We start from the raw sequence: 19,639 nt of genomic DNA on the forward strand, positions 1-19,639 counted from the left end.
CTCAGTCCCCGTTCCCCTTCTCCGCGGTGTGGCTGAACAGGCGGGCGGACTTGTCCTCCTGGGCGAGCCTGCGCAGAGCCAGCAGAGCCGGTTCCAGGAGAACCGACACCAGCACGGCACGTTCGGCCTGCTCCAGCAGGTCGGACGTGCCGTGCATCTGTTCCACGTCGAGCTCGGAGGTCCGGTCGGCCAGTTCGGCGTAGGGCAGCAGCGTCTGCCAGTCGATGTCGGCCTTCAGCTCGCTGAGGGCGTCCAGCACGTCGCCGAGCGTCTGGATGGCGGCGGTGTGGGTGGCGACGTCCCACCCCATCTCGGAGATGAGTCTGCGCACGTCGGTGACGCCGGTGGTCTCCTGCTCCGCAGCCTGCGCGTCCTGCTCCTGCTTCTGCTTCAGGGCGGCCGGACGGGCGTCGATCACGATCCCGAAGATCTGGTGGAGGTCGCCTTCCTCCGTGATGGCGCCCAGGATCTCCCGGACCGAGCTGACCGGCAGCCGGCGCACCCCGATCAGCGTGCGGATCAGGCGGAGCCGGTGCAGGTGGTCCTCGCTGTAGGAGGCCTGGTTGGCCGCGGTCGCATGGCCTGGCGGCAGCAAGCCGTCGCGCAGGTAGTACTTGATGGCGGGGATGGAGACCCCGCTGCGTCGACTCAGTTCCGAAATTTTCATCGTGCTCCACTAACCCACTGGATAACGGATGGCGCTACTGTCTATTATTGCAGTCGTTGGCCGTCTTCAGGAAGGTGGGCGTCGTCATGCCGACACTTGGCTGGATCACCCCGAACCCCGCACCGCCTCAGGGCAGCGCGTACGTCATGGCTTCCCGCTTCGAAGTGAAGTCCCTTTCGGACGTCCCGCGGTTCCTGCTCAAGTCGCTGAGCTCCTGGAGCCAGGTCAAGACCGCCCCGGGGGCGTACGGCGCCTCGCTCATCGCGCAGCCCCTCAAGCGGGTCTTCTGGACGCTGTCCGCGTGGGAGGACCGTGACGCCCTCTACGCCTACGCCAAGTCGGATCCGCACGGTGCGGCCATGAGGGCCATGGCGCCGGTCATGCGGCAGTCGACCTTCACCTTCTGGGAGGTGGACTCGTCGTCACTGCCGATCGGCTGGGACGACGCCAAGCGACGCCTGGCCGACAAGGCGCGTGAGGACGCGGCCGGAGGCGGCGGCCGGGCCTGACCGGATGACTGTCCCGCCCCGGCCTGACGGCCGCGGGCGGACGGCACCCTCCTTCTCGGTGTCCCGCCGGGGCCCCCGCCCGTCGCCGCGCCGGGCCCGGTGGTGTGACCCGTACTTCTCCACGTCCGACGCCCCGCCCGGCCCCGGCGCCCGCCGGAGCGCCGGACAGCCGTGGGCGGCGGCCTTCCCGCCGGCCCGGGCTCCGTTCCCGTGCGCCGGCCCCCCAGCTGCGCTCCGCCGGGGCTGTCGTCATTCCCCCGCCGGTGGTCCCGGTGGAGCGCTCCATCCGTGTGTCCGACCCCGCTGTCCGCTCGATGGAGGAGTTTGTCATGAGCACAATCAATATGGACGGGGACGGTGCCGGCGGGCCCGGCCTCGCCCCGGACGACCGGCGCCGCCGGTTCCCCCTGTGGGTGACGATCGTCGCGTGCAGCCTGCCCATGTTCATGGTCGCGCTCGACAACCTGGTGGTGTCGACGGCACTGCGGTCCATGGCCGTAGACCTCGATGCCTCCACGACGGACCTGCAGTGGTTCGTCAACGCCTATGTCCTCAGCTTCGCCTGTCTGCTGCTCACCGGTGCGGCTCTCGGGGACCGGTTCGGCCGACGGCGCGTCTTCGTCCTCGGGGTGGCGGCGTTCACGCTCGCCTCCATCGGCTGCGGTATGGCCGACGACAGCAGCCAGCTTATCGTGATGCGCGCACTGCAGGGCATGGGTGCCGCCGCCGTCATGCCGCTCTCCTTGACACTGCTGGCCGAGGAAGTCCCCGAGCGGCGGCGCAATCTGGCCCTCGGGCTGTGGTCGGCGGTCAGCGGGATGGCGGTGGCCCTCGGTCCCGTGGTCGGCGGCGCGGTGGTGGAGGGTCTGGACTGGCAGTGGATCTTCTGGGTCAACGTGCCGGTCTGCGTGGTGGCGATTCCGCTGGTGTTCGCCGTGCTCGGGGAGAGCTCGGTGCCGGGGTCCCGGCTCGACCTGCCCGGCATGGTGCTGGTGACGGCCGGGCTCGTGGCGATCGTCTGGGCGATCGTGAACGGCGAGACGGAGGGCTGGAGCTCGGGCCTGATCCTCTCGGCCTTCGCGGCAGGCGTCGTCCTGCTGGTGCTCTTCGTGCTCTGGGAGCGCCGCGCCGGTCAGCCCCTGCTGCCGTTGTCCTTCTACCGCAAGCGGGCGTTCGTCTTCTCCAACCTCGTCTCCGCGGCCATGTACTTCGGCGTGTTCGGGTCAATCTTCCTGCTCGCGCAGTTCTTCCAGATCGCGCCGGTCCGGACTCCGCTCGAGGCCGGTGTGCTCACCCTGGCGTGGACCCTGATGCCGATGTTCGTCGCCCCGGTCGCCGGTGCGCTGACGGAGCGGCTGGGCGGCGGACGGCTGATGGCCGCCGGCCTCCTGCTCCAGGCGGTCGGGCTGGCCTGGATCGACCTGGTGGCGACGGCGGACACCCCGTACTCGAGCATGGTGGGTGCGATGATCGTCGCCGGTATCGGGATGGGCCTCGTCTTCGCCCCGACCGCGTCGGTTGTGCTGGCCTCGGTCGGAGCGCAGAACCGCGGCAAGGCATCCGGCGCCAACAACACGGTCCGCGAGATCGGGGGTGCCCTGGGCACCGCCATCCTGAGCAGTGTCTTCGTCCACTACGGAAGCGACCGCAACGCCCAGGACTTCGTCGAGGGGATGCGCCCGGCGATCTGGGTCGGCGTCGGGGTCGTCCTGGTGGGGGCTCTCTGTGCCCTGGCCATCCCGCGCCGCGTCTCGGACGCCCCGGCCGGGAGTTCCGACGGGAGAGAACCGGCGGCGGACCGGCCGCACACCTCCGTGACCCCTTGATTTCGGCCGCCGCCCCACCGGGGCGGCGGCTCGGTGTTGCGGTCCCCCTGTAGACAACCCGTTGGCGGGAAGCGTCGAGGCAGAGGAAAGAGGGCTTGTGATGAGCACGTTGGCGGAGCACCGCGCCAGGATCACGCAGAACGGCGTCCTCCACGTGACCGGCCTGCTGGGGGTCAGCTCGGCCACGCTCACGGTGATCGTCTACGGAGCGGTGGGCGGGGAGTCCGGCTTCGGCCGGTCCGGGCTGGTCCTGCTCCTCGAGATCACGCTGCTCTCCCTCCAGGCCTGCGTCATCGCGGCGAGGGGCGTCGAGCACGGGGGTGTACCGGGCCGGTGGGCCGCCCCCGCCCTCGTCGCCCAGTTCGTCATCGTCCTGCTGGCGGCGGAGCTGGTCCACGAGGCCTGCTGCGTCCTGGCCGGTACGCTCTCCGGCTCCGTGTTCCTGGTGATGCGCGCCCGCTACGCCTGGCCGCTCTTCGGCCTCGTGGTGGTCCTGGAGCCGATGCTGGTGGCGCGTTCCTCGGATGCGCCGTCCTATCCGATCGCCTTCGGCGGGGCCATCCTCGTGATCGGCCTCATGTCGTACACCCTGTCCCGGACCGTCCTGCTGATCCACCGGACGCGGAGCTACCGGGACCAGTTCGCGAGAGCCGCCGTCCAGAGCGAGCAGGACCGGTTCGCCCGCGATCTGCACGATCTGCTCGGGCACACCTTCTCGGCGGTGGCGATGCGCGCCGAGCTGGTGAACCGGACCTTCGCGGTCTGTCCGGAGCGGGCGGCCTCGGAGGCCGAGCAGCTGGTCCGGACATCGCGGCAGTCCATGGCCGAGTTCCGGATGGCGGTGCGGGGCTACCAGGGGGTCTCGCTGTCGGGCGAGGTGCAGGCCGTCGCGTCACTCCTCCGGTCCATGGACGTCGACGTCAAGCTCCGGGTGGCCGCGCTCCCGGCGCACGACGACGCGGGTACGGCCCTGGCCGCCGTCCTGCGCGAGTCGGTCACCAACGTCCTGCGGCACAGCAGGGCCTCACGCTGCGCCATCGCGCTGACCGCGCTGCCCGGCGCCGTGCGCCTGGAGGTCACGAACGACGGGTCCGCCGCCGTGCGCGGGGCCCCCCGCTCCGGTGGCAGCGGTCTGGGCAACCTCGTCCAGCGGGTGGCCGCGCTCGGTGGCACCTTCCACGCCGAGCCGCGCCCAGGCGGGATCTTCTGTGTGGTGGCGGTGGTGCCGACCCGCGTGGTGGTCCTCCCGCCCGGAACGGGCAGCCGGTGGTCGTCCGGCCGCGCCGCGACACCGGTTCCCGCCGGCAGCTGCTGACCCGCCCGGGGCCCGGTGGGTGCCGCCTCCGGCAAGGGGCGGCACGGTCGCGCGGGAGCGGCGCCGGCCTGGCGCCGCCCCGTCCCGCCCCACCTCCGCAGTGGTACCGCACCTGCTTCCGGCTCCCCGCCCGCGGGGCGGGTGCACAGCGCCGTCCTGCCGAAAGTCGGCCGTACACACGTGCGAAGGAGGGCCGGCTCCCACGGGAAACCCCCGGCTCAGGCGTTCCCCGACAATCCCACCTCTGGCTGATTACGATGCATGGCCGGGGCTGGGGAGACGCGGGGGTGTGCGTGATACGTGTGATCTTGGCAGAAGACGTGCAAATGGTGCGGGAGGCTCTCGCCTCTCTACTCGAACTGGAGGACGATATTCAGGTTGTCGGGGAGGTGGGGAACGGGGAGGACCTACTTCCGGTCGCCGAACGGACACGACCCGACATCGCGATCCTGGACGTCAACATGCCGGGTCTCGACGGACTCACCGGAGCGGAACGGCTGCGTGAGCGGCTGCCGGGGTGCCGGATCCTCATGCTGACCGTGCTGGACACACCGAACGTCGTGCGCCGGGCACAGGACATCCGGGTCGACGGCTACCTGGTCAAGAACGCGCCTGCCGAACACCTCATCCAGGCCGTCCGGCGGGTCATGGCGGGCGAACGGGTCATCACCCCGGAGCTGGCGCTCGCAGCGTGGGAAGGCCTGCCCAGCCCTCTGACGGCGCGGGAGGCCGATGTGCTGCGGCTGGCGGCGGCAGGCGCGGAATCGGCCGAGATCGCGGAGTTCCTGCACCTGTCACCGGGGACGGTGCGCAACTACATGACGACCATCGTCGCCAAACTTGACGCGCGTAACCGGACCGACGCCGTGCGGATCGCCCGCGACGCCGGGTGGCTGCTCCACAACTGACCGGACGAGCGGCCCTGTCCGTCCCGGGGACGGCCGGACGGACTGCACGATCGGTGTGTCAGTGGCACGTCAGCGGGTTCTGCGAGGGTACCGGCGCCAGTTGGACCCACCAGACAGCTCCGTGAGAGGAGCGTTCGCGACGTGCGACGATTCAGTCTCCGAAGGCCGGGCGGAACATCCCGCCTGGCCGCGTGCCTCACTGCGGTCGGCATGACCGCTGTTCTGCTGACAGGTTCGGGAGACGCCGTGGCGTCTCCCGAACCGCAGCGGACGACATCCGAATTCCTCGCCACCGACGGTGTGACGTACACGGCGACCAACCACCTGCTGCCCGCCTCGAAGGGCCGGGGCCGGGAGTGGATGCTCACCTGGGCGGGCTCCGCCGACCCCTCGAAGCCGGACTTCCTCGCGGTGATCGACGCCACCCGCAGCTCACCCACGTACGGCGAGGTGGTCAACACCGTCACCCTGGGCCCGAGTCTCGCGCACGAGGCCCACCACATGCAGTACGTGTGGCACAAGGGTGACCGGCTCTACGCCGGCGGTCTGCTCATGGACACCGTCTTCGTCTTCGACACCAAGGCGCTTCCCGCCCTGAAGCTCGCCGGCGTGAACTCGTCGGTCGACACCCCGTGCGGTACGGCCCCCGACGCCTTCCAGGTGCTGCGCGACGGCACCGCGTACGCCAGCTATCTCGGCGGCCCGGACCTCCCCGGTCCGTGTACGTTCACCAACGGCGAGGTCCGTCTGGGGAACGGTGCGGCCGGATCACCGGGCGAGATCGTGCGGCTCGACAAGAACGGCAAGACGCTCGCCGAGATCCCCGCGGCGCTCGCCGAGGGCGAGGACCCGGAGCAGTGCGGCAACGTGCCCAGGATCGAGAAGGCCACGTGCGCCAACCCGCACGGGATCATGGTCAGCGAAGAGCGCAACATCATGGTCGCCAGCGACTTCGTCGAAGCCCGCCACTTCATGAGTCCCACGCTGCCCGACCAGACCAACCTCGCGCGTCAGACGGTGCGTGTCTGGGACATCACCGACCGCAACGACCCCGAACTCCTCTCCGTGAGCAAGATGCCCGACGGGCCGCGCGCCGCGCAGGAGAAGTCGGCGATGTGGCACGAGTCCCGGGTCGTCATGGAGCCCGCGCTCCCCAACAAGAAGTCGCACAAGGGTGCGTTCGCCTCCTCCATGCTGGGCGGTGCGATCTTCTACGCGCCCGACGTGACGGTGCCCGAACCGAAGTGGCGTGAAGTGTTCGATGACACCACGGCGTACCGCGCCGCCGGCGCCGACAAGGACGTCACGGGCGGCGGCGACGCGGGAAGCTGGCTGATGGTCAGCCCGGACGACCGCTACCTGTTCCACACGGTGATGGGCCAGTCCACCGCCTACGGGAAGCCGCTCGACAGGACCACCGGCATGGTCTACGTGCTCGACATCCGCAAGTTGCTGGCCGCCGGGGACGACCCGAAGTGCAAGATCGACAAGCTGAAGGAGGTCTACCGCGGCGGCGCCGAGAGCGACTGCCCGGCCGTAACCTCCGCGATGCCGATCAAGGACACCACCGACGGCGGTCCGCACTGGGGCGCGATGGACAACTTCGAGCGGACGCACGACGGCACCTACCGGGAGACGAAGCAGATCCGCCGCCTCGCCACGTCGAACTACTTCATCGCCGGTTCCTTCAGCGGTGACGGCAACCACGAGGTGTGCATGTACGACCTCGACAGGTCGGGCAAGCTCAAGCAGGACACCACGTTCCGCGACCAGGGGAGCGGCAAGCCCTGCGTGGACTTCGACCGGACCTCGTGGCCGCACGGCGACACCGGCCCCGCCCGTCCGCACGGCATCCTGTTCACCGTCAGCGACAGCGTGCTGAAGTGACCGGATCCATCGGTAACCAGGTGACCGCGGCCCTTTCCCCGGGCCGCGGTCACCTGGCCGCGCTGGACGGTTCGCCGGCAGGCGGAACCCTGATCCCGATCGCGGTCGCATCCGTCATCGGACTCGTGGCCGTGGCGGCACTCGCCCGGTGGCGGCTGCTGCCCCGCCGGCCCCTCGTCGTCTCCTGCACGGTCTTCTCCCTGGCACTCGTCCTCGTCACCGTCGCGGCGCTCGGCACCCGGGGCGACCGGGGGACCGCCGACACGGCGGACGGCGCCCAGGCCGCGCAGGTCCAGTCCCGGCCGGGCACGCCGCTCCTGCGTACGCTCCCGCTGGGCGGGAAGCAGGTCGGCGTGCTGGTCGTGCCCGGCCGTCCGGGCGGCAACCTGGTGGCGGTCGGCGCCGACGACGCGCAGGCCGGCACCGCGACCGGCGAGCTGCGACGGGGCGACCGCCGGCCCGGCAGCTCCCAGACCTGGATCCCGGTGGACCTCCCCGAGGGCCGCAGCACCCTGCGGATCTCCGCGGGGGGCAGCACGGGGGAGCTGCCGGTGGACACCGGACGCGACGCCCCGGCCGCGCCGGCGGCACTGGCCACAGCCGACGGGCCGGAGTGCGCCGCGGCGGCGGCCGGTGCCCTCGTGGCCGGGGAGCAGGCACCGCTCACCGCCTGCCCGTCCGACCGCCTCACCGAGGACGACGCCGCCACCCTGTCGGCCACCGTGCGTTTCCTCGCCGGCCGTGGCACCCGCTCCGTCGGCCTGGTGTCCGACGATTCGGCGCGCGGCAGGGCCGCGGCCGCCGCGGTGCGTTCCGCCGCCGGGCAGGAGGGCATCGAGGTCACCCGGCCCGGCCCCGCGGCCTCCCAGCCGCTGCTCGTCACCACCGGTTGGCCGGGGGCGACGGAAGCGGCACTGGCCGTCGAGGCCGGCAAGACCCGCGCCGAGGGCGTCTACCTCGCCCCCTGGCTGCTGGCCCGGTCGGTACTGACGCCCAGCGCCGGGCAGTTGATCCCCCTGCGGTACGCGCCGAGGCGCGCGGAGGCCATGGCGTACGTCAAGGCGCTGACCGCGCGGATGCCCGGCGAATACCCGTCGGGCACCGGCTACCGGGCCTGGCAGCGTGTGCGCGACGAGGAACCCAGGACACCACCACGGCTCTACGCGGTCGCGGTCGCCTACGTACCCGGCGGGATGACCGCCGCGGACGGTGAGGGCCAGGGCGGCCACCATCACGCGGGCGGCGATGCCGAATGGCTGCCGTCGGGAATGATCGCGCCGATCAGTGCCCCGCTGAGGGAAAGGAAGAACGATGACCCGGGAGCGTAGGCGCGACGAGGGCCAGTGGGCGCTCGGCTCGCGGGAACCGCTGAACGACAACGAGCGGTTCAAGAAGGAGGAGGACCCGCTGCGGGTGCGGGAACGCATCGAGCGGACGTACTCGCGCGAGGGCTTCGCCTCCATCCCCCCGGACGACCTGCGCGGCAGGTTCAGGTGGTGGGGGCTCTACACCCAGCGGCGCCCCGGCATCGACGGCGGACGCACCGCGACGCTGGCACCGGAGGAGCTCGACGACGAGCACTTCATGCTCCGGGTGCGGGTCGACGGCGGAGAGCTCGGTGTGGCCCAGCTGCGTGAGATCGCCGCGCTCTCCACGGAGTTCGCGAGGGACACCGCCGACATCACCGACCGTCAGAACATCCAGCTGCACTGGATCCGCGTCGAGGACGTCCCGGAGATCTGGCGCCGGCTGGAGGCCGTGGGCCTGTCCACCACCGAGGCGTGCGGTGACTGCCCGAGGGTCGTGCTCGGAAGCCCGGTCGCGGGAGTGAGCCCCGACGAGGTACTGGACGCCACATCCGCGATCCGCGAGATCGTCGACCGCCATGTCGGGGACCCCTCGCTGTCCAATCTGCCCCGCAAGTTCAAGACCGCCGTCTCGTGGCTGCCCGACGTCCCCTTCCAGATCCACGACATCGCCTTCCTCGGAGTGGAACACCCCGTGCACGGACCGGGCTTCGACCTTTGGGTGGGCGGTGGGCTGGCGACCTCCCCCAGACTCGCCGAACGCCCCGGAGCCTGGGTGCCGCTTGCGGAGGTGGCCGAGGTCTGGGCGGCGGTGGCCGGACTCTTCCGCGACTACGGATACCGGCGGCTGCGCAACAGGGCCCGCCTGAAGTACCTGATCGCGGACTGGGGAGTGGAGAGATTCCGGGAGGTGCTGGAGACCGAGTACCTCGGCAGACCGCTGCTCGACGGCCCGGAGCCGGTGCTGCCCGCGGTGCCGGTCGACCACCTCGGTGTCCACGAGCAGCGTGACGGGCGGTACTACGTCGGTGCGACACCCGTGGTCGGCAGGGTGTCCGGCACCCTGCTCACCCGGCTCGCCGACATCGTCGAGGCCCACGGCTCCGGCCGGATCCGCCTGACGCCGTACCAGAAACTGATCGTCCTCGACGTGGCGGACCCCGAACCCCTGGTGCGGGACCTGGAGGCGGTCGATCTGCAGGTCGCTCCCTCCGCCTGGCGCCGCTCCACGATGGCGTGCACGGGACTGGAGTACTGCAAGCTGGCGATCGTCGAGACGAAGGACCGGGCCGCCGAACTCGTGGCGGAGCTGGAACGGCGGCTGGCGGACCAGAGCACGGACATCAGTGTCAACATCAACGGATGCCCCAACGCGTGCGCCCGCACCCAGGTCGCGGACATCGGTCTGAAGGGCCAGATCGTCACGGGGGCCGACGGTACGCAGGTGGAGGGCTTCCAGGTCCACCTGGGCGGCGGACTCTCGCTGGCCAAGGACGACGAGGCGGCCTTCGGGCACAAGCCCCGTGGAATGAAGGTGGCCGCGACGGACCTGCCGGACTTCGTCGAAGGACTGGCACGCGACTACCGGGAGGGCCGTACCGACGAGACGGAGACCTTCGCCCAGTGGGTGCTCCGGGAGCAGGACGCGCTGCCGGGCTGATCCCCCCGGTGGGCGAAAGGTGCCGGCGGAACACCTACGGGTGTTCCGCCGGCACCTTTTCCGCGGTCGCGGCCGTGGCCGGCCAGGACGCGCTGACCCCCGTACCGCCCTGCCACGGGTCGGTACGGGGGTCACCACGGCCGGTCCGGTTCCGCCGGCCGCGGTCGGGACCGAGGCGGGAGGCGGCACGGGCCGCACAGGCGCAAGGGCCGCACCGGCGCACGGGGCGCACACACGCACGGGCCGCACAGGCGCACGGGGCGCACACGGAGCACAGGCAGCACGCGGCACACCGGCCGTACGGCGGTTCCCGCGCCGAGGACACGTCACCGCGTCCGCCTCCGGGCTCCCGGTGCCGGCTCCGTCACGCCAGGCCGCGGGCGCGCAGCACCCAGCGCTCCAGCGGGCTGAAGACGAGGAGGTCGATCAGGATGCCCACGGCGAGGATGAGCAGGATGCCGAGGAAGACACCGGGCATGTCGATGCTCTCGCGCGAGTTCTCCAGGTAACGCCCCAGGCCGATCCCCAGTTCGGGGGACGAGGCGATCAGCTCGGTCGCCATCAGGGAGCGCCAGGAGAAGGCCCATCCCTGCTTCAGCCCGGCGGTGTACCCGGGCAGGGCCGCGGGCAGCAGGATGTACCGGGCACTGCGCAGACCCGTCGCACCGATGGTCCGTCCCGCACGGAGGTACAGCGGGGGCACCTGGTCGATGCCGGAGACGAGACCGATGGCGATCGAGGGGACCGCGCCCAGCAGGATGACCGTGTACATGGCGCCGTCGGTCAGACCGAACCAGATGACGGCGGCGGGCACCCAGGCGACCGAAGGCAGGGACTGCAGACCGGACAGGACGGGGCGCACCGCTGCCCGGACGAGCGGCACCCGGGCCACGATCAGGCCCAGCGGGGTGCCGATGGCCACGGAGGCGAGGAAGCCCAACAGGCCGCGTTCCAGACTGGTCCAGATGATCTCGAACAGGGTGCCGCGCAGCCAGAGGGTGCGGAAGCTGTCCGCGATCGCCCCCGGGCCCGGCAGCCGTTCCTCGGACACGACCCCGCTCGCGTGCAGCGTCTGCCAGACCGTCAGGACGAGCAGCACACCCAGCAACGGAGGGGCGAGAGTGCGCCGCAGGAAGCGCCATGCCGGGTCCCGCACCACGGGCTTGGCCTCCAGGGAGTCCAGACCCGCCTCCAGACGGGCGAGATCCGAGTCCGTACGGCCGGCGTCCGCCGTCGAACGGGCCTCAGAAGCTGTGGTCCGAACCCCGTCCGGGGCCGAGGGGCCCGGCATCGCAGCCTGGTCCGGGACGGGGTCGGACAACCGCTTCTCAGTCTCGGGCATGGCGTCGGATCTCCTTGCGCAGTTGGTTGGTGATCTCCACGGACAGCTCGGCCACGGCCGGGTCCTCGAGGCGGCGCGGCTGCGGGAGGCCGATCCGCCATTCGTGGGCGACCCGGCCAGGCCGGCAGGACATCAGCAGGATGCACTGGGCCAGACGGACCGCCTCGCGGACGTTGTGGGTGACGAAGACGACGGAGACGCCGGCGGACTGCCAGATCCTGGTCAGCTCCTCGTGCAGGACGTCGCGGGTGATGGCGTCGAGCGCGGCAAACGGCTCGTCCATCAGGAGCACCTCGGAGTCCTGAGCCAGTGCCCGGGCGAGTGCGACGCGCTGCCGCATACCGCCGGAGAGTTCGTGGACGCGTTTGCCGTACGCGTCCTGCAACCGGACCAGGGCGAGCAGTTCCTCGGCCCGGGACCGGCGGTCGGCCCGGTCGACGCCCCGCAGCCTGAGGACCAGCTCGATGTTCTTGCCCGCCGTCAGCCAGGGGAACAACGCGTGCTCCTGGAACATCAGCGCGGGCCGGCCCGACGGAATCTCGATCCGTCCCGAGGAGGGTTCGTCGAGGCCGGCGACCAGATTGAGCAGGGTCGACTTCCCGCATCCGGAGGATCCGAGCAGGCAGATGAACTCGCCCGGCATCACGTCGATGTTGATGTCCTGGAGGACCGTCTGCTCGCCCCCGGGCCGGCCGAACGTCTTGTGGACCCCTGCCACCCGCACCGCGGGGGCGGCGGGCTCGAGGACGGCCGTTCCGGGCGCGGCGGCCTGTTCCGTGATCGTTGTCGGATGCACGCGAGTCAACTCCTGGGTGCGGGGCGGGCGGACGGCACGGACGACGTCGTCCCTCACGGCACTCCGAGCCCGGCGTCGTCCACCGGGGGCCGGTCCGCCTGTGCGCGGACCCGGTTCAGGGGGCCGAGGTCGTAGATGCCGCGCAGCACGGGGTTTTCCAGCAGACCGGCCTCGGTGGCGTGTTCGGCCTGGGCACCCAGCGTGGCGGCCAGAGGGTCGTCGGTGAACACGAGGGAGGACCAGGCCGTCCGGACGACCTCGGCGGGAAGTGCCTTGCCCGTCAGCTCCCGCACTGCCTCGTTCGCGGAACGCCTGGCCTCCTCGGGGCTGTCGGCGATCCACGCGTTGGCCGCCACCGAACCACGGATCACGGCTTCGACCACGTCGGGGTGCTCATCGAGGAAGCGCTGCGACACGACCAGGTTGGTGATCACGAACCGGCCGCCGGGCCACAGCCGCGACTCGTCCAGCAGTACCTTCGCTCCCTGCTCGACCAGCAGGGAGGCGGTCGGCTCGGGGACCCATGCTCCGTCCACGGAACCGGAGCGGTAGGCGTTCGGCGTCATCTTGGTGTCCGTGCGCACCACGGACACGTCACCACGGCCCGACACCGGGTCGACGTGCCAGCCCTGCGTGGAGATCCAGTGCAGCAGGGCCACGTCCTGGGTGTTGCCGAGCTGGGGGGTCGCTATGCGCCTGCCCTTCACGTCGGCCACCGTCTTGATCTTCTTCGGGTCCACGACCAGCTTGACCCCGCCGGACGCGGCCCCCGCGACGATGCGCAGGCCCTTGCCGCCGAGCTTGGTGTAGCCGTTGACCGCAGGTGACGGGCCGACCCAGGCGAGGTCGATCGAGCCCGATGCCAGAGCTTCGATGGCGGCGGGTCCCGCCCCGAAAGTCGCGGTCGAGAGCTTGGTGCCGCCGAGCTCCTTCTGGATCAGGCCTTCACGCACCCCGACCAGCGCTGTGGCGTGCGTGAGGTTCGGGAAGTACCCGACCCGCACCTCGGTGGTGGAGAGTTCGGCGCCCTTCGGCAGCACCTTCGCGGTGCTGTCGACGCGCTGCGAGCCGTAACCGCACGCGCTGAGGGCGCAGAGGGCGAGGAGCGCCAGGGCGGATCCGAAACGCTGTGACGGTCTCATGTGTCCGGCCCCCCCGGGGCCCGCGCGGCGAACGAGTCGCCGGCCATGCCGGCCGTCAGCGTGGTGCCGTCGGCCGGATCGATGAGGAGGAAAGAGCCGGTGCGGCGGGACACCTCGTAGGGGTCCAGGGCGAGCGGTGCCGCCGTACGGACCTTGATCCGGCCGATGTCGTTGGCCGTCAGCCGGCCGGGAGCGGTGTGCTGGGACAGCGGGTCGAGGGTCACCCGGCTGACGATCTCCCGCACGACTGCGTTCACGGTGCGGGTGGTGTGCTTGAGCAGCACCCGTTGACCCACGGTCAGTGGCCGGTCGGCGAGATGGCAGACCGTGGCCTCGACGTCCCGGGACGCCACGGGTACGCAGTCGGAGGGCACGAGCAGGTCCCCCCTCGACATGTCGAGGTCGTCCGCGAGCAGCACGGTCACCGACTGCGGCGCACGGGCCGACTCCACCCGCCGCCCCAGCAGGTCGATGGCGCTGATCACCGAACTGTGCCCGGAGGGAAGGGTGGTGACCTCCTGGCCGACTCGCAGTGTTCCGGACGAGATCATCCCCGCGTAGCCGCGGTAGTCGGGGTCCTCCGCCGTCTGCGGACGGATGACGTACTGCACGGGGAGCCGGGCGGGGGCCCCGGCGGGTTCGGAGCCGATGTGGACGGTCTCCAGGTGTTCGAGGACCGTCGGCCCGCCGTACCAGTCCATGTGGGCCGACGGGGCCACCACGTTGTCGCCGTTGAGCGCCGAGACGGGGATCGTGGTCACCGTGGGAACGCCAAGAGACCTGGCGTACGCGATGAAGTCGTCGGCGATGCCCGCGAAGACGGACTCGGCGTGGCCGACGAGGTCCATCTTGTTCACCGCGAGCACGACGTGCGGGACCCGCAGCAGCGCGGCCACCGCCGCGTGCCGGCGGGTCTGTTCCACCACGCCCTGCCGTGCGTCGACCAGGATGATGACCAGCTCGGCGGTCGAGGCCCCGGTGACCATGTTGCGGGTGTACTGCACATGGCCTGGAGTGTCGGCCAGGATGAAGCTGCGGCGCGAGGTGGCGAAGTAGCGGTAGGCCACGTCGATGGTGATGCCCTGTTCGCGCTCGGCACGCAGGCCGTCCGTCAGCAGCGCGAGGTCGGGCGTCTCCTGGCCCCGGGCTAGGGAGGCACGCTCGACCGCTTCCCACTGGTCGGCGAGCAGGGACTTGGAGTCGTGCAGGATCCTGCCGACCAGGGTCGACTTGCCGTCGTCGACGGACCCGGCCGTGGCGAAGCGCAGCAGGGTGGAGTGTTCGGGTGCGGTCGTCATCAGAAGTATCCCTCGCGCTTGCGGTCCTCCATGGCGGCCTCCGACACACGGTCGTCGGCCCGGGTGGCTCCCCGCTCGGTGAGCCGTGAGGCCGAGATCTCCTCGATGACCGCGTCGGGGTCCGCCGCGTGCGAGTCGACCGCCCCCGTGCAGGACATGTCACCGACGGTGCGGTAGCGCACCGTGCGGACCTCCAGGGGCTCGCCGTCCTTCGGCCCGCCCCATCCGCCCGGGGTCAGCCACATGTTGTCCCGCAGGAAGACCTCGCGCCGGTGCGCGTAGTAGATCGCGGGGACCTCGATGCCGTTGCGGGCGATGTACTGCCACACGTCCAGCTCGGTCCAGTTGGAGAGGGGGAAGACCCGCACGTGCTCGCCCGGGGCGTGCCGGCCGTTGTACAGCTGCCACAGTTCGGGGCGCTGGCGGCGTGGGTCCCAGCCGCCGAACTCGTCACGCAGGCTGAACACCCGCTCCTTGGCCCTGGCCTTCTCCTCGTCACGGCGTCCGCCGCCGAACACCGCGTCGAAGCGGTGCTCGCGGATGGCCTCGACGAGCGGCACGGTCTGCAGCGGATTGCGCGTACCGTCGGGCCGTTCCCGCAGGGCCCCGCGGTCGATGTGCTCCTGCACCGACGCCACGTGCAGGCGCAGCCCGTGCCGGGCGACCGTGCGGTCGCGGTAGTCGAGCACCTCGGGGAAGTTGTGCCCGGTGTCGACGTGCAGCAGCGAGAAGGGCAGGGGTGCGGGGGCGAACGCCTTCAGCGCCAGATGGAGCATGACGATGGAGTCCTTGCCGCCCGAGAAGAGGATGACGGGGCGTTCGAACTCACCCGCCACCTCGCGGAAGATGTGCACCGCCTCGGATTCGAGCGCTTCCAGGTGCCGCAGCGGTACGTCTGTCTCGGTCGTCATGTGTGGATCCCGCATTCCGTCTTGGCGCTCCCCGCCCACCGGCCCGCCCGGGCGTCCTCGCCCGGGAGCAGCCGCCGGGTGCAGGGGGCGCAGCCCACTGAGCCGTAGCCGTCCGAGAGCAACGGGTTGACCAGCACCCCGTGCTCGTCGATGTACGCGTCCACGTCCTCCCGCGTCCACCGCGCGATCGGGGAGATCTTCACCTTCTGCCGCGCCTCGTCCCAGCTGACGACCGGCGTCCCGGCGCGTTCCGGGGAGTCGAACCGGCGCAGCCCCGTCACCCAGGCGCTGTACGGCGCCAGCCCCTCCTCGAGCGGCTGGGTCTTGCGCAGCCGGCAGCACAGGTCGGGGTTCCGCCGATGCAGCTCCGGGCCGTGCTCCGCGTCCTGCTCGGCCACCGTTTGCCGGGGGAGCAGCGTGACGAGTGTGACGTCGGTGACCGCCTCCACCGCGTCCCGTGTGCCGAGGGTCTCGGGGAAGTGGTAGCCGGTGTCGAGGAACACGACGTCCACTCCGGGCAGCACACGCGCGGCGAGATGGGCCACCACCGCGTCCTCCATCGAGGAGGTGACGCACAGACGTGAGCCGAAGGTGTCCGCGGCCCAGCGAAGGATGTCCAGCGCCGGGGCCTCTTCCAGCTCCCGTCCGGCCCGGGTGGCGAGTTGCTTGAGTTCGTGCATCCGAAGTCCTCTCGACATCTCTTCGAGTGGGGAGCCGAGAAAGGACAGGAGATGGGCACGTTGCACACACCTCGTCGCAGAACGGCTGGCGCAGGCTAACCGGGGCGCCATACACGACGCTGACGTCGCGCTGACCCGGGAGCGGGGAAGGAGGGTTCCTCAGCCGGACGTCAGCGTGACGTAAGCGACAGCTGCCACGATCCGCCGGACCAGGAGTGGCGATTCCGAGGGGGTGCCACCGTGAGGTTTCTCCGGTATTCGCCGGCGGGCCGGCCCTCGGGAACGCGGGACGTCGAAGAGGGAATGAGGGTGGGGGACGATGCCTGAGGCCGGGGCGATCGCGCACGCGGCGGAAAAGAGCGAGATACGCCGCCTGGACCGGGTGGTCATCCGTTTCGCGGGTGATTCGGGTGACGGGATGCAGTTGACGGGTGACCGGTTCACGTCGGAGACGGCGTCGTTCGGGAACGATCTGTCGACGCTGCCGAACTTCCCGGCCGAGATCCGGGCGCCCGCCGGCACGCTGCCCGGCGTGTCGTCGTTCCAGCTGCATTTCGCGGACCACGACATCCTGACACCGGGTGACGCCCCGAACGTGCTGGTCGCGATGAATCCCGCCGCGCTGAAGGCGAACATCGCGGATGTGCCCCGCGGGGCCGACATCATCGTGAACACCGACGAATTCACCAAACGCCCGATGGCGAAAGTCGGTTATACACAATCCCCCCTGGAAGACGGATCACTCGAGGCGTACAACGTGCATCCGGTGCCGTTGACGACGTTGACGATCGAGGCGCTGAAGGAGTTCGGTCTTTCCCGTAAGGAGGCCGAGCGGTCGAAGAATATGTTCGCGCTCGGGCTGTTGTCGTGGATGTACAACCGTCCGACGGAGGGGACGGAGGCATTCCTCCGGTCGAAGTTCGCGAAGAAACCGGTCATCGCCGAGGCGAACGTGGCGGCGTTCCGCGCGGGCTGGAATTTCGGTGAGACGACGGAGGACTTCGCGGTCTCCTACGAGGTCGCTCCGGCGTCGCAGGCTTTCCCGACGGGCACGTACCGCAATATCTCGGGGAATCTGGCGTTGTCGTACGGGCTGATCGCGGCGGGCCGGCAGGCGGATCTGCCGGTGTATCTGGGTTCGTATCCGATCACTCCGGCGTCCGACATCCTGCACGAGCTGAGCAGGCACAAGAACTTCGGTGTGCGGACGTTCCAGGCGGAGGACGAGATCGCCGGGATCGGTGCGGCGCTCGGCGCGGCGTTCGGCGGGTCACTGGGTGTGACGACGACGTCGGGTCCGGGTGTGGCGCTGAAGTCGGAGACGATCGGTCTGGCGGTGTCGCTGGAACTGCCGCTGCTGATCATCGACATCCAGCGCGGCGGCCCCTCCACCGGCCTGCCGACCAAGACGGAGCAGGCCGACCTGCTCCAGGCCATGTACGGGCGCAACGGTGAGGCACCCGTGCCGATCGTGGCGCCCAGGACCCCGGCGGACTGCTTCGACGCCGCTCTGGAGGCCGCCCGGATCGCCCTGACCTACCGCACCCCGGTCTTCCTCCTCTCCGACGGCTACCTCGCCAACGGCTCCGAACCGTGGCGGATCCCGGACACCGAAACCCTCCCCGACCTGCGGACACAGTTCGCGACCGGACCCAACCACCAACTCGACGACGGCACCGAGGTGTTCTGGCCCTACAAAAGGGACCCGCAGACCCTGGCCCGCCCCTGGGCGGTACCCGGCACCCCGGGCCTGGAGCACCGGATCGGCGGGATCGAGAAACAGGACGGCACCGGGAACATCTCCTACGACCCGGCCAACCACGACTTCATGGTCCGCACCCGCCAGGCCAAGATCGACAACATCCAGGTCCCCGACCTCGAGGTCGACGACCCCGCCGGCGCGAGGACCCTCGTCCTGGGCTGGGGCTCGACCTACGGACCCGTCACCGCCGCGGTACGCCGCCTGCGCGCGGCCGGCGAGACCATCGCACAGGCCCACCTGCGCCACCTCAACCCCTTCCCCGCCAATCTCGGCGAAATCCTGGGCAGATACGACAAGGTCGTCGTCCCGGAGATGAATCTCGGCCAGCTCGCCCTCCTCCTCCGGGCGAAATACCTCGTGGACGCACAGAGCTACAACCAGGTCAACGGCATGCCCTTCAAGGCCGAGCAGCTCGCCACCGCCCTCAAGGAGGCCATCGATGCCTGACACCAACGAACTCCTCCACCTGGTCCCCAAGGCCGAGGGCACACAGTCCATGAAGGACTTCAAGTCCGACCAGGAAGTGCGCTGGTGCCCCGGCTGCGGCGACTACGCCGTCCTCGCCGCCGTACAGGGCTTCATGCCCGAACTCGGCCTGGCCAAGGAGAACATCACCTTCGTCTCCGGCATCGGCTGCTCCTCCCGCTTCCCCTACTACATGAACACCTACGGGATGCACTCCATCCACGGCCGCGCCCCCTCCATCGCCACCGGCCTGGCCACCTCCCGCCGCGACCTGTCCGTCTGGGTCGTCACCGGCGACGGCGACGCACTGTCCATCGGCGGGAACCACCTCATCCACGCCCTGCGCCGCAACGTCAACCTCAAGATCCTCCTCTTCAACAACCGCATCTACGGACTCACCAAGGGCCAGTACAGCCCCACCTCCGAAGTCGGCAAGATCACCAAGTCCACACCCATGGGCTCCCTCGACGCCCCCTTCAACCCGCTCTCCCTCGCCCTGGGCGCCGAAGCCACCTTCGTCGCCCGCACCGTCGACTCCGACCGCAAACACCTCACCGGTGTGCTGCGCGCGGCCGCCGACCACCCCGGCACCGCACTCGTGGAGATCTACCAGAACTGCAACATCTTCAACGACGGCGCCTTCGAGGTACTCAAGGACAGGGAACGCGCCCAGGAAGCGGTCATCCGCCTCGAACACGGCAAGCCCATCCGCTTCGGCACACAGGACTCCAAGGGCGTCGTCCGCGACCCCCTCACCGGCGACCTCACCGTCGTCACGGTCACCGAGGACAACCAGTCACAGATCCTCGTCCACGACGCCCACAACCCCAGCCCCACCACCGCCTTCGCCCTGACCCGGCTCGCCGACACCGACACCCTGCACCACACACCCATCGGCGTCCTGCGCAGCGTCGAACGCCCCGTCTACGACACCCTCATGTCCGACCAGCTCGACACCGCGATCGAACAACACGGCAAGGGCGACCTCGGCGCCCTGCTCGCAGGCAACGACACCTGGACCGTCATCGGCTGAACCACCGTCATCTACATCCCGCCCCTTCCCTCGTCACCTCGTCCCGTCCTGCATCACCCCGCCCCGCCCCCCGCGCCAACCCCGTCCCGGTTCCGGCCGCCCCGTCCCGCCCCGGCCGCCCGTCCCGGCTC

At 70.5% G+C, this 19,639-nt stretch carries 16 protein-coding genes; 9 read left to right on the forward strand and 7 right to left on the reverse strand.

Translation table 11 applies throughout. From position 1 onward, the window contains the following. Window position 1: 1 nt before the first annotated feature. Complete coding sequence (locus tag HED23_RS09485) at window positions 2-667, reverse strand: MerR family transcriptional regulator (RefSeq protein WP_203182961.1); 666 nt, start codon at window positions 665-667, stop codon at window positions 2-4. Window positions 668-753: 86 nt separating this feature from the next. On the opposite strand from HED23_RS09485, the gene HED23_RS09490 reads away from it, so the two are divergent. From HED23_RS09490 to HED23_RS09520, 7 genes are all read left to right on the forward strand, one after another. Beyond that, complete coding sequence (locus tag HED23_RS09490) at window positions 754-1,176, forward strand: DUF3291 domain-containing protein (RefSeq protein ID WP_203182962.1); 423 nt, start codon at window positions 754-756, stop codon at window positions 1,174-1,176. Between the two features lie 344 nt (window positions 1,177-1,520). Further along, complete coding sequence (locus HED23_RS09495; RefSeq protein ID WP_203187420.1) at window positions 1,521-3,002, forward strand: MFS transporter; 1,482 nt, start codon at window positions 1,521-1,523, stop codon at window positions 3,000-3,002. A gap of 100 nt (window positions 3,003-3,102) precedes the next feature. Continuing rightward, window positions 3,103-4,317 carry a sensor histidine kinase gene (locus HED23_RS09500; RefSeq protein ID WP_203182963.1) on the forward strand — a complete coding sequence of 405 codons (1,215 nt, stop codon included), beginning with the start codon at window positions 3,103-3,105 and terminating at the stop codon, window positions 4,315-4,317. Window positions 4,318-4,574: 257 nt separating this feature from the next. Next, complete coding sequence (locus HED23_RS09505; protein ID WP_203182964.1) at window positions 4,575-5,225, forward strand: response regulator transcription factor; 651 nt, start codon at window positions 4,575-4,577, stop codon at window positions 5,223-5,225. Window positions 5,226-5,435: 210 nt separating this feature from the next. After that, window positions 5,436-7,112, forward strand: a complete 1,677-nt coding sequence (locus HED23_RS09510; RefSeq protein ID WP_238441893.1) for a selenium-binding family protein — start codon at window positions 5,436-5,438, stop codon at window positions 7,110-7,112. After that, the gene (locus HED23_RS09515; protein WP_203182966.1) at window positions 7,109-8,440 is read left to right on the forward strand and encodes a hypothetical protein; all 1,332 of its coding nucleotides are present in this window, start codon (window positions 7,109-7,111) and stop codon (window positions 8,438-8,440) included. Before HED23_RS09510 ends, HED23_RS09515 begins: the two co-directional genes overlap by 4 nt. After that, on the forward strand, window positions 8,424-10,079 hold the full coding sequence (locus HED23_RS09520; protein WP_203182967.1) for a nitrite/sulfite reductase: 1,656 nt from the start codon (window positions 8,424-8,426) through the stop codon (window positions 10,077-10,079). The genes HED23_RS09515 and HED23_RS09520 overlap by 17 nt, the downstream gene beginning before the upstream one ends. Window positions 10,080-10,443: 364 nt before the next feature. Here the strand turns inward: HED23_RS09520 and HED23_RS09525 are convergent, their stop codons facing one another. Genes HED23_RS09525 through HED23_RS09550 form a run of 6 tightly spaced genes read right to left on the reverse strand, consistent with a single transcriptional unit; the run spans window position 10,444 to window position 16,248 of the window. After that, window positions 10,444-11,370: an ABC transporter permease gene (locus tag HED23_RS09525; RefSeq protein ID WP_203187421.1), complete on the reverse strand. Its 927-nt coding sequence runs from the start codon at window positions 11,368-11,370 to the stop codon at window positions 10,444-10,446. A gap of 37 nt (window positions 11,371-11,407) precedes the next feature. Then, window positions 11,408-12,217: an ABC transporter ATP-binding protein gene (locus HED23_RS09530; RefSeq protein ID WP_420803026.1), complete on the reverse strand. Its 810-nt coding sequence runs from the start codon at window positions 12,215-12,217 to the stop codon at window positions 11,408-11,410. Between the two features lie 53 nt (window positions 12,218-12,270). After that, window positions 12,271-13,359, reverse strand: coding sequence for an ABC transporter substrate-binding protein (locus HED23_RS09535; RefSeq protein WP_203182968.1), 1,089 nt, complete (start codon window positions 13,357-13,359; stop codon window positions 12,271-12,273). Next, entirely contained in the window at window positions 13,356-14,657 is a 1,302-nt protein-coding gene (locus HED23_RS09540) for a sulfate adenylyltransferase subunit 1 (protein ID WP_203182969.1), read from the reverse strand. The genes HED23_RS09535 and HED23_RS09540 overlap by 4 nt, the downstream gene beginning before the upstream one ends. Next, window positions 14,657-15,568, reverse strand: coding sequence for a sulfate adenylyltransferase subunit CysD (gene cysD / locus HED23_RS09545; RefSeq protein ID WP_203182970.1), 912 nt, complete (start codon window positions 15,566-15,568; stop codon window positions 14,657-14,659). The genes HED23_RS09540 and cysD overlap by 1 nt, the downstream gene beginning before the upstream one ends. Next, the gene (locus HED23_RS09550; protein WP_238441895.1) at window positions 15,565-16,248 is read right to left on the reverse strand and encodes a phosphoadenylyl-sulfate reductase; all 684 of its coding nucleotides are present in this window, start codon (window positions 16,246-16,248) and stop codon (window positions 15,565-15,567) included. The genes cysD and HED23_RS09550 overlap by 4 nt, the downstream gene beginning before the upstream one ends. Before the next feature lie 319 nt (window positions 16,249-16,567). Here HED23_RS09550 and HED23_RS09555 point away from each other — a divergent pair, with 319 nt between their 5' ends. Together HED23_RS09555 and HED23_RS09560 are read left to right on the forward strand one after the other, a co-directional pair. Continuing rightward, window positions 16,568-18,457, forward strand: coding sequence for a 2-oxoacid:acceptor oxidoreductase subunit alpha (locus HED23_RS09555; RefSeq protein ID WP_203182972.1), 1,890 nt, complete (start codon window positions 16,568-16,570; stop codon window positions 18,455-18,457). Beyond that, window positions 18,450-19,508, forward strand: a complete 1,059-nt coding sequence (locus tag HED23_RS09560) for a 2-oxoacid:ferredoxin oxidoreductase subunit beta (RefSeq protein WP_203182973.1) — start codon at window positions 18,450-18,452, stop codon at window positions 19,506-19,508. The genes HED23_RS09555 and HED23_RS09560 overlap by 8 nt, the downstream gene beginning before the upstream one ends. Window positions 19,509-19,639 lie beyond the last annotated feature (131 nt).

Source organism: Streptomyces pratensis (genome assembly GCF_016804005.1).
Taxonomy (GTDB): domain Bacteria; phylum Actinomycetota; class Actinomycetes; order Streptomycetales; family Streptomycetaceae; genus Streptomyces; species Streptomyces pratensis_A.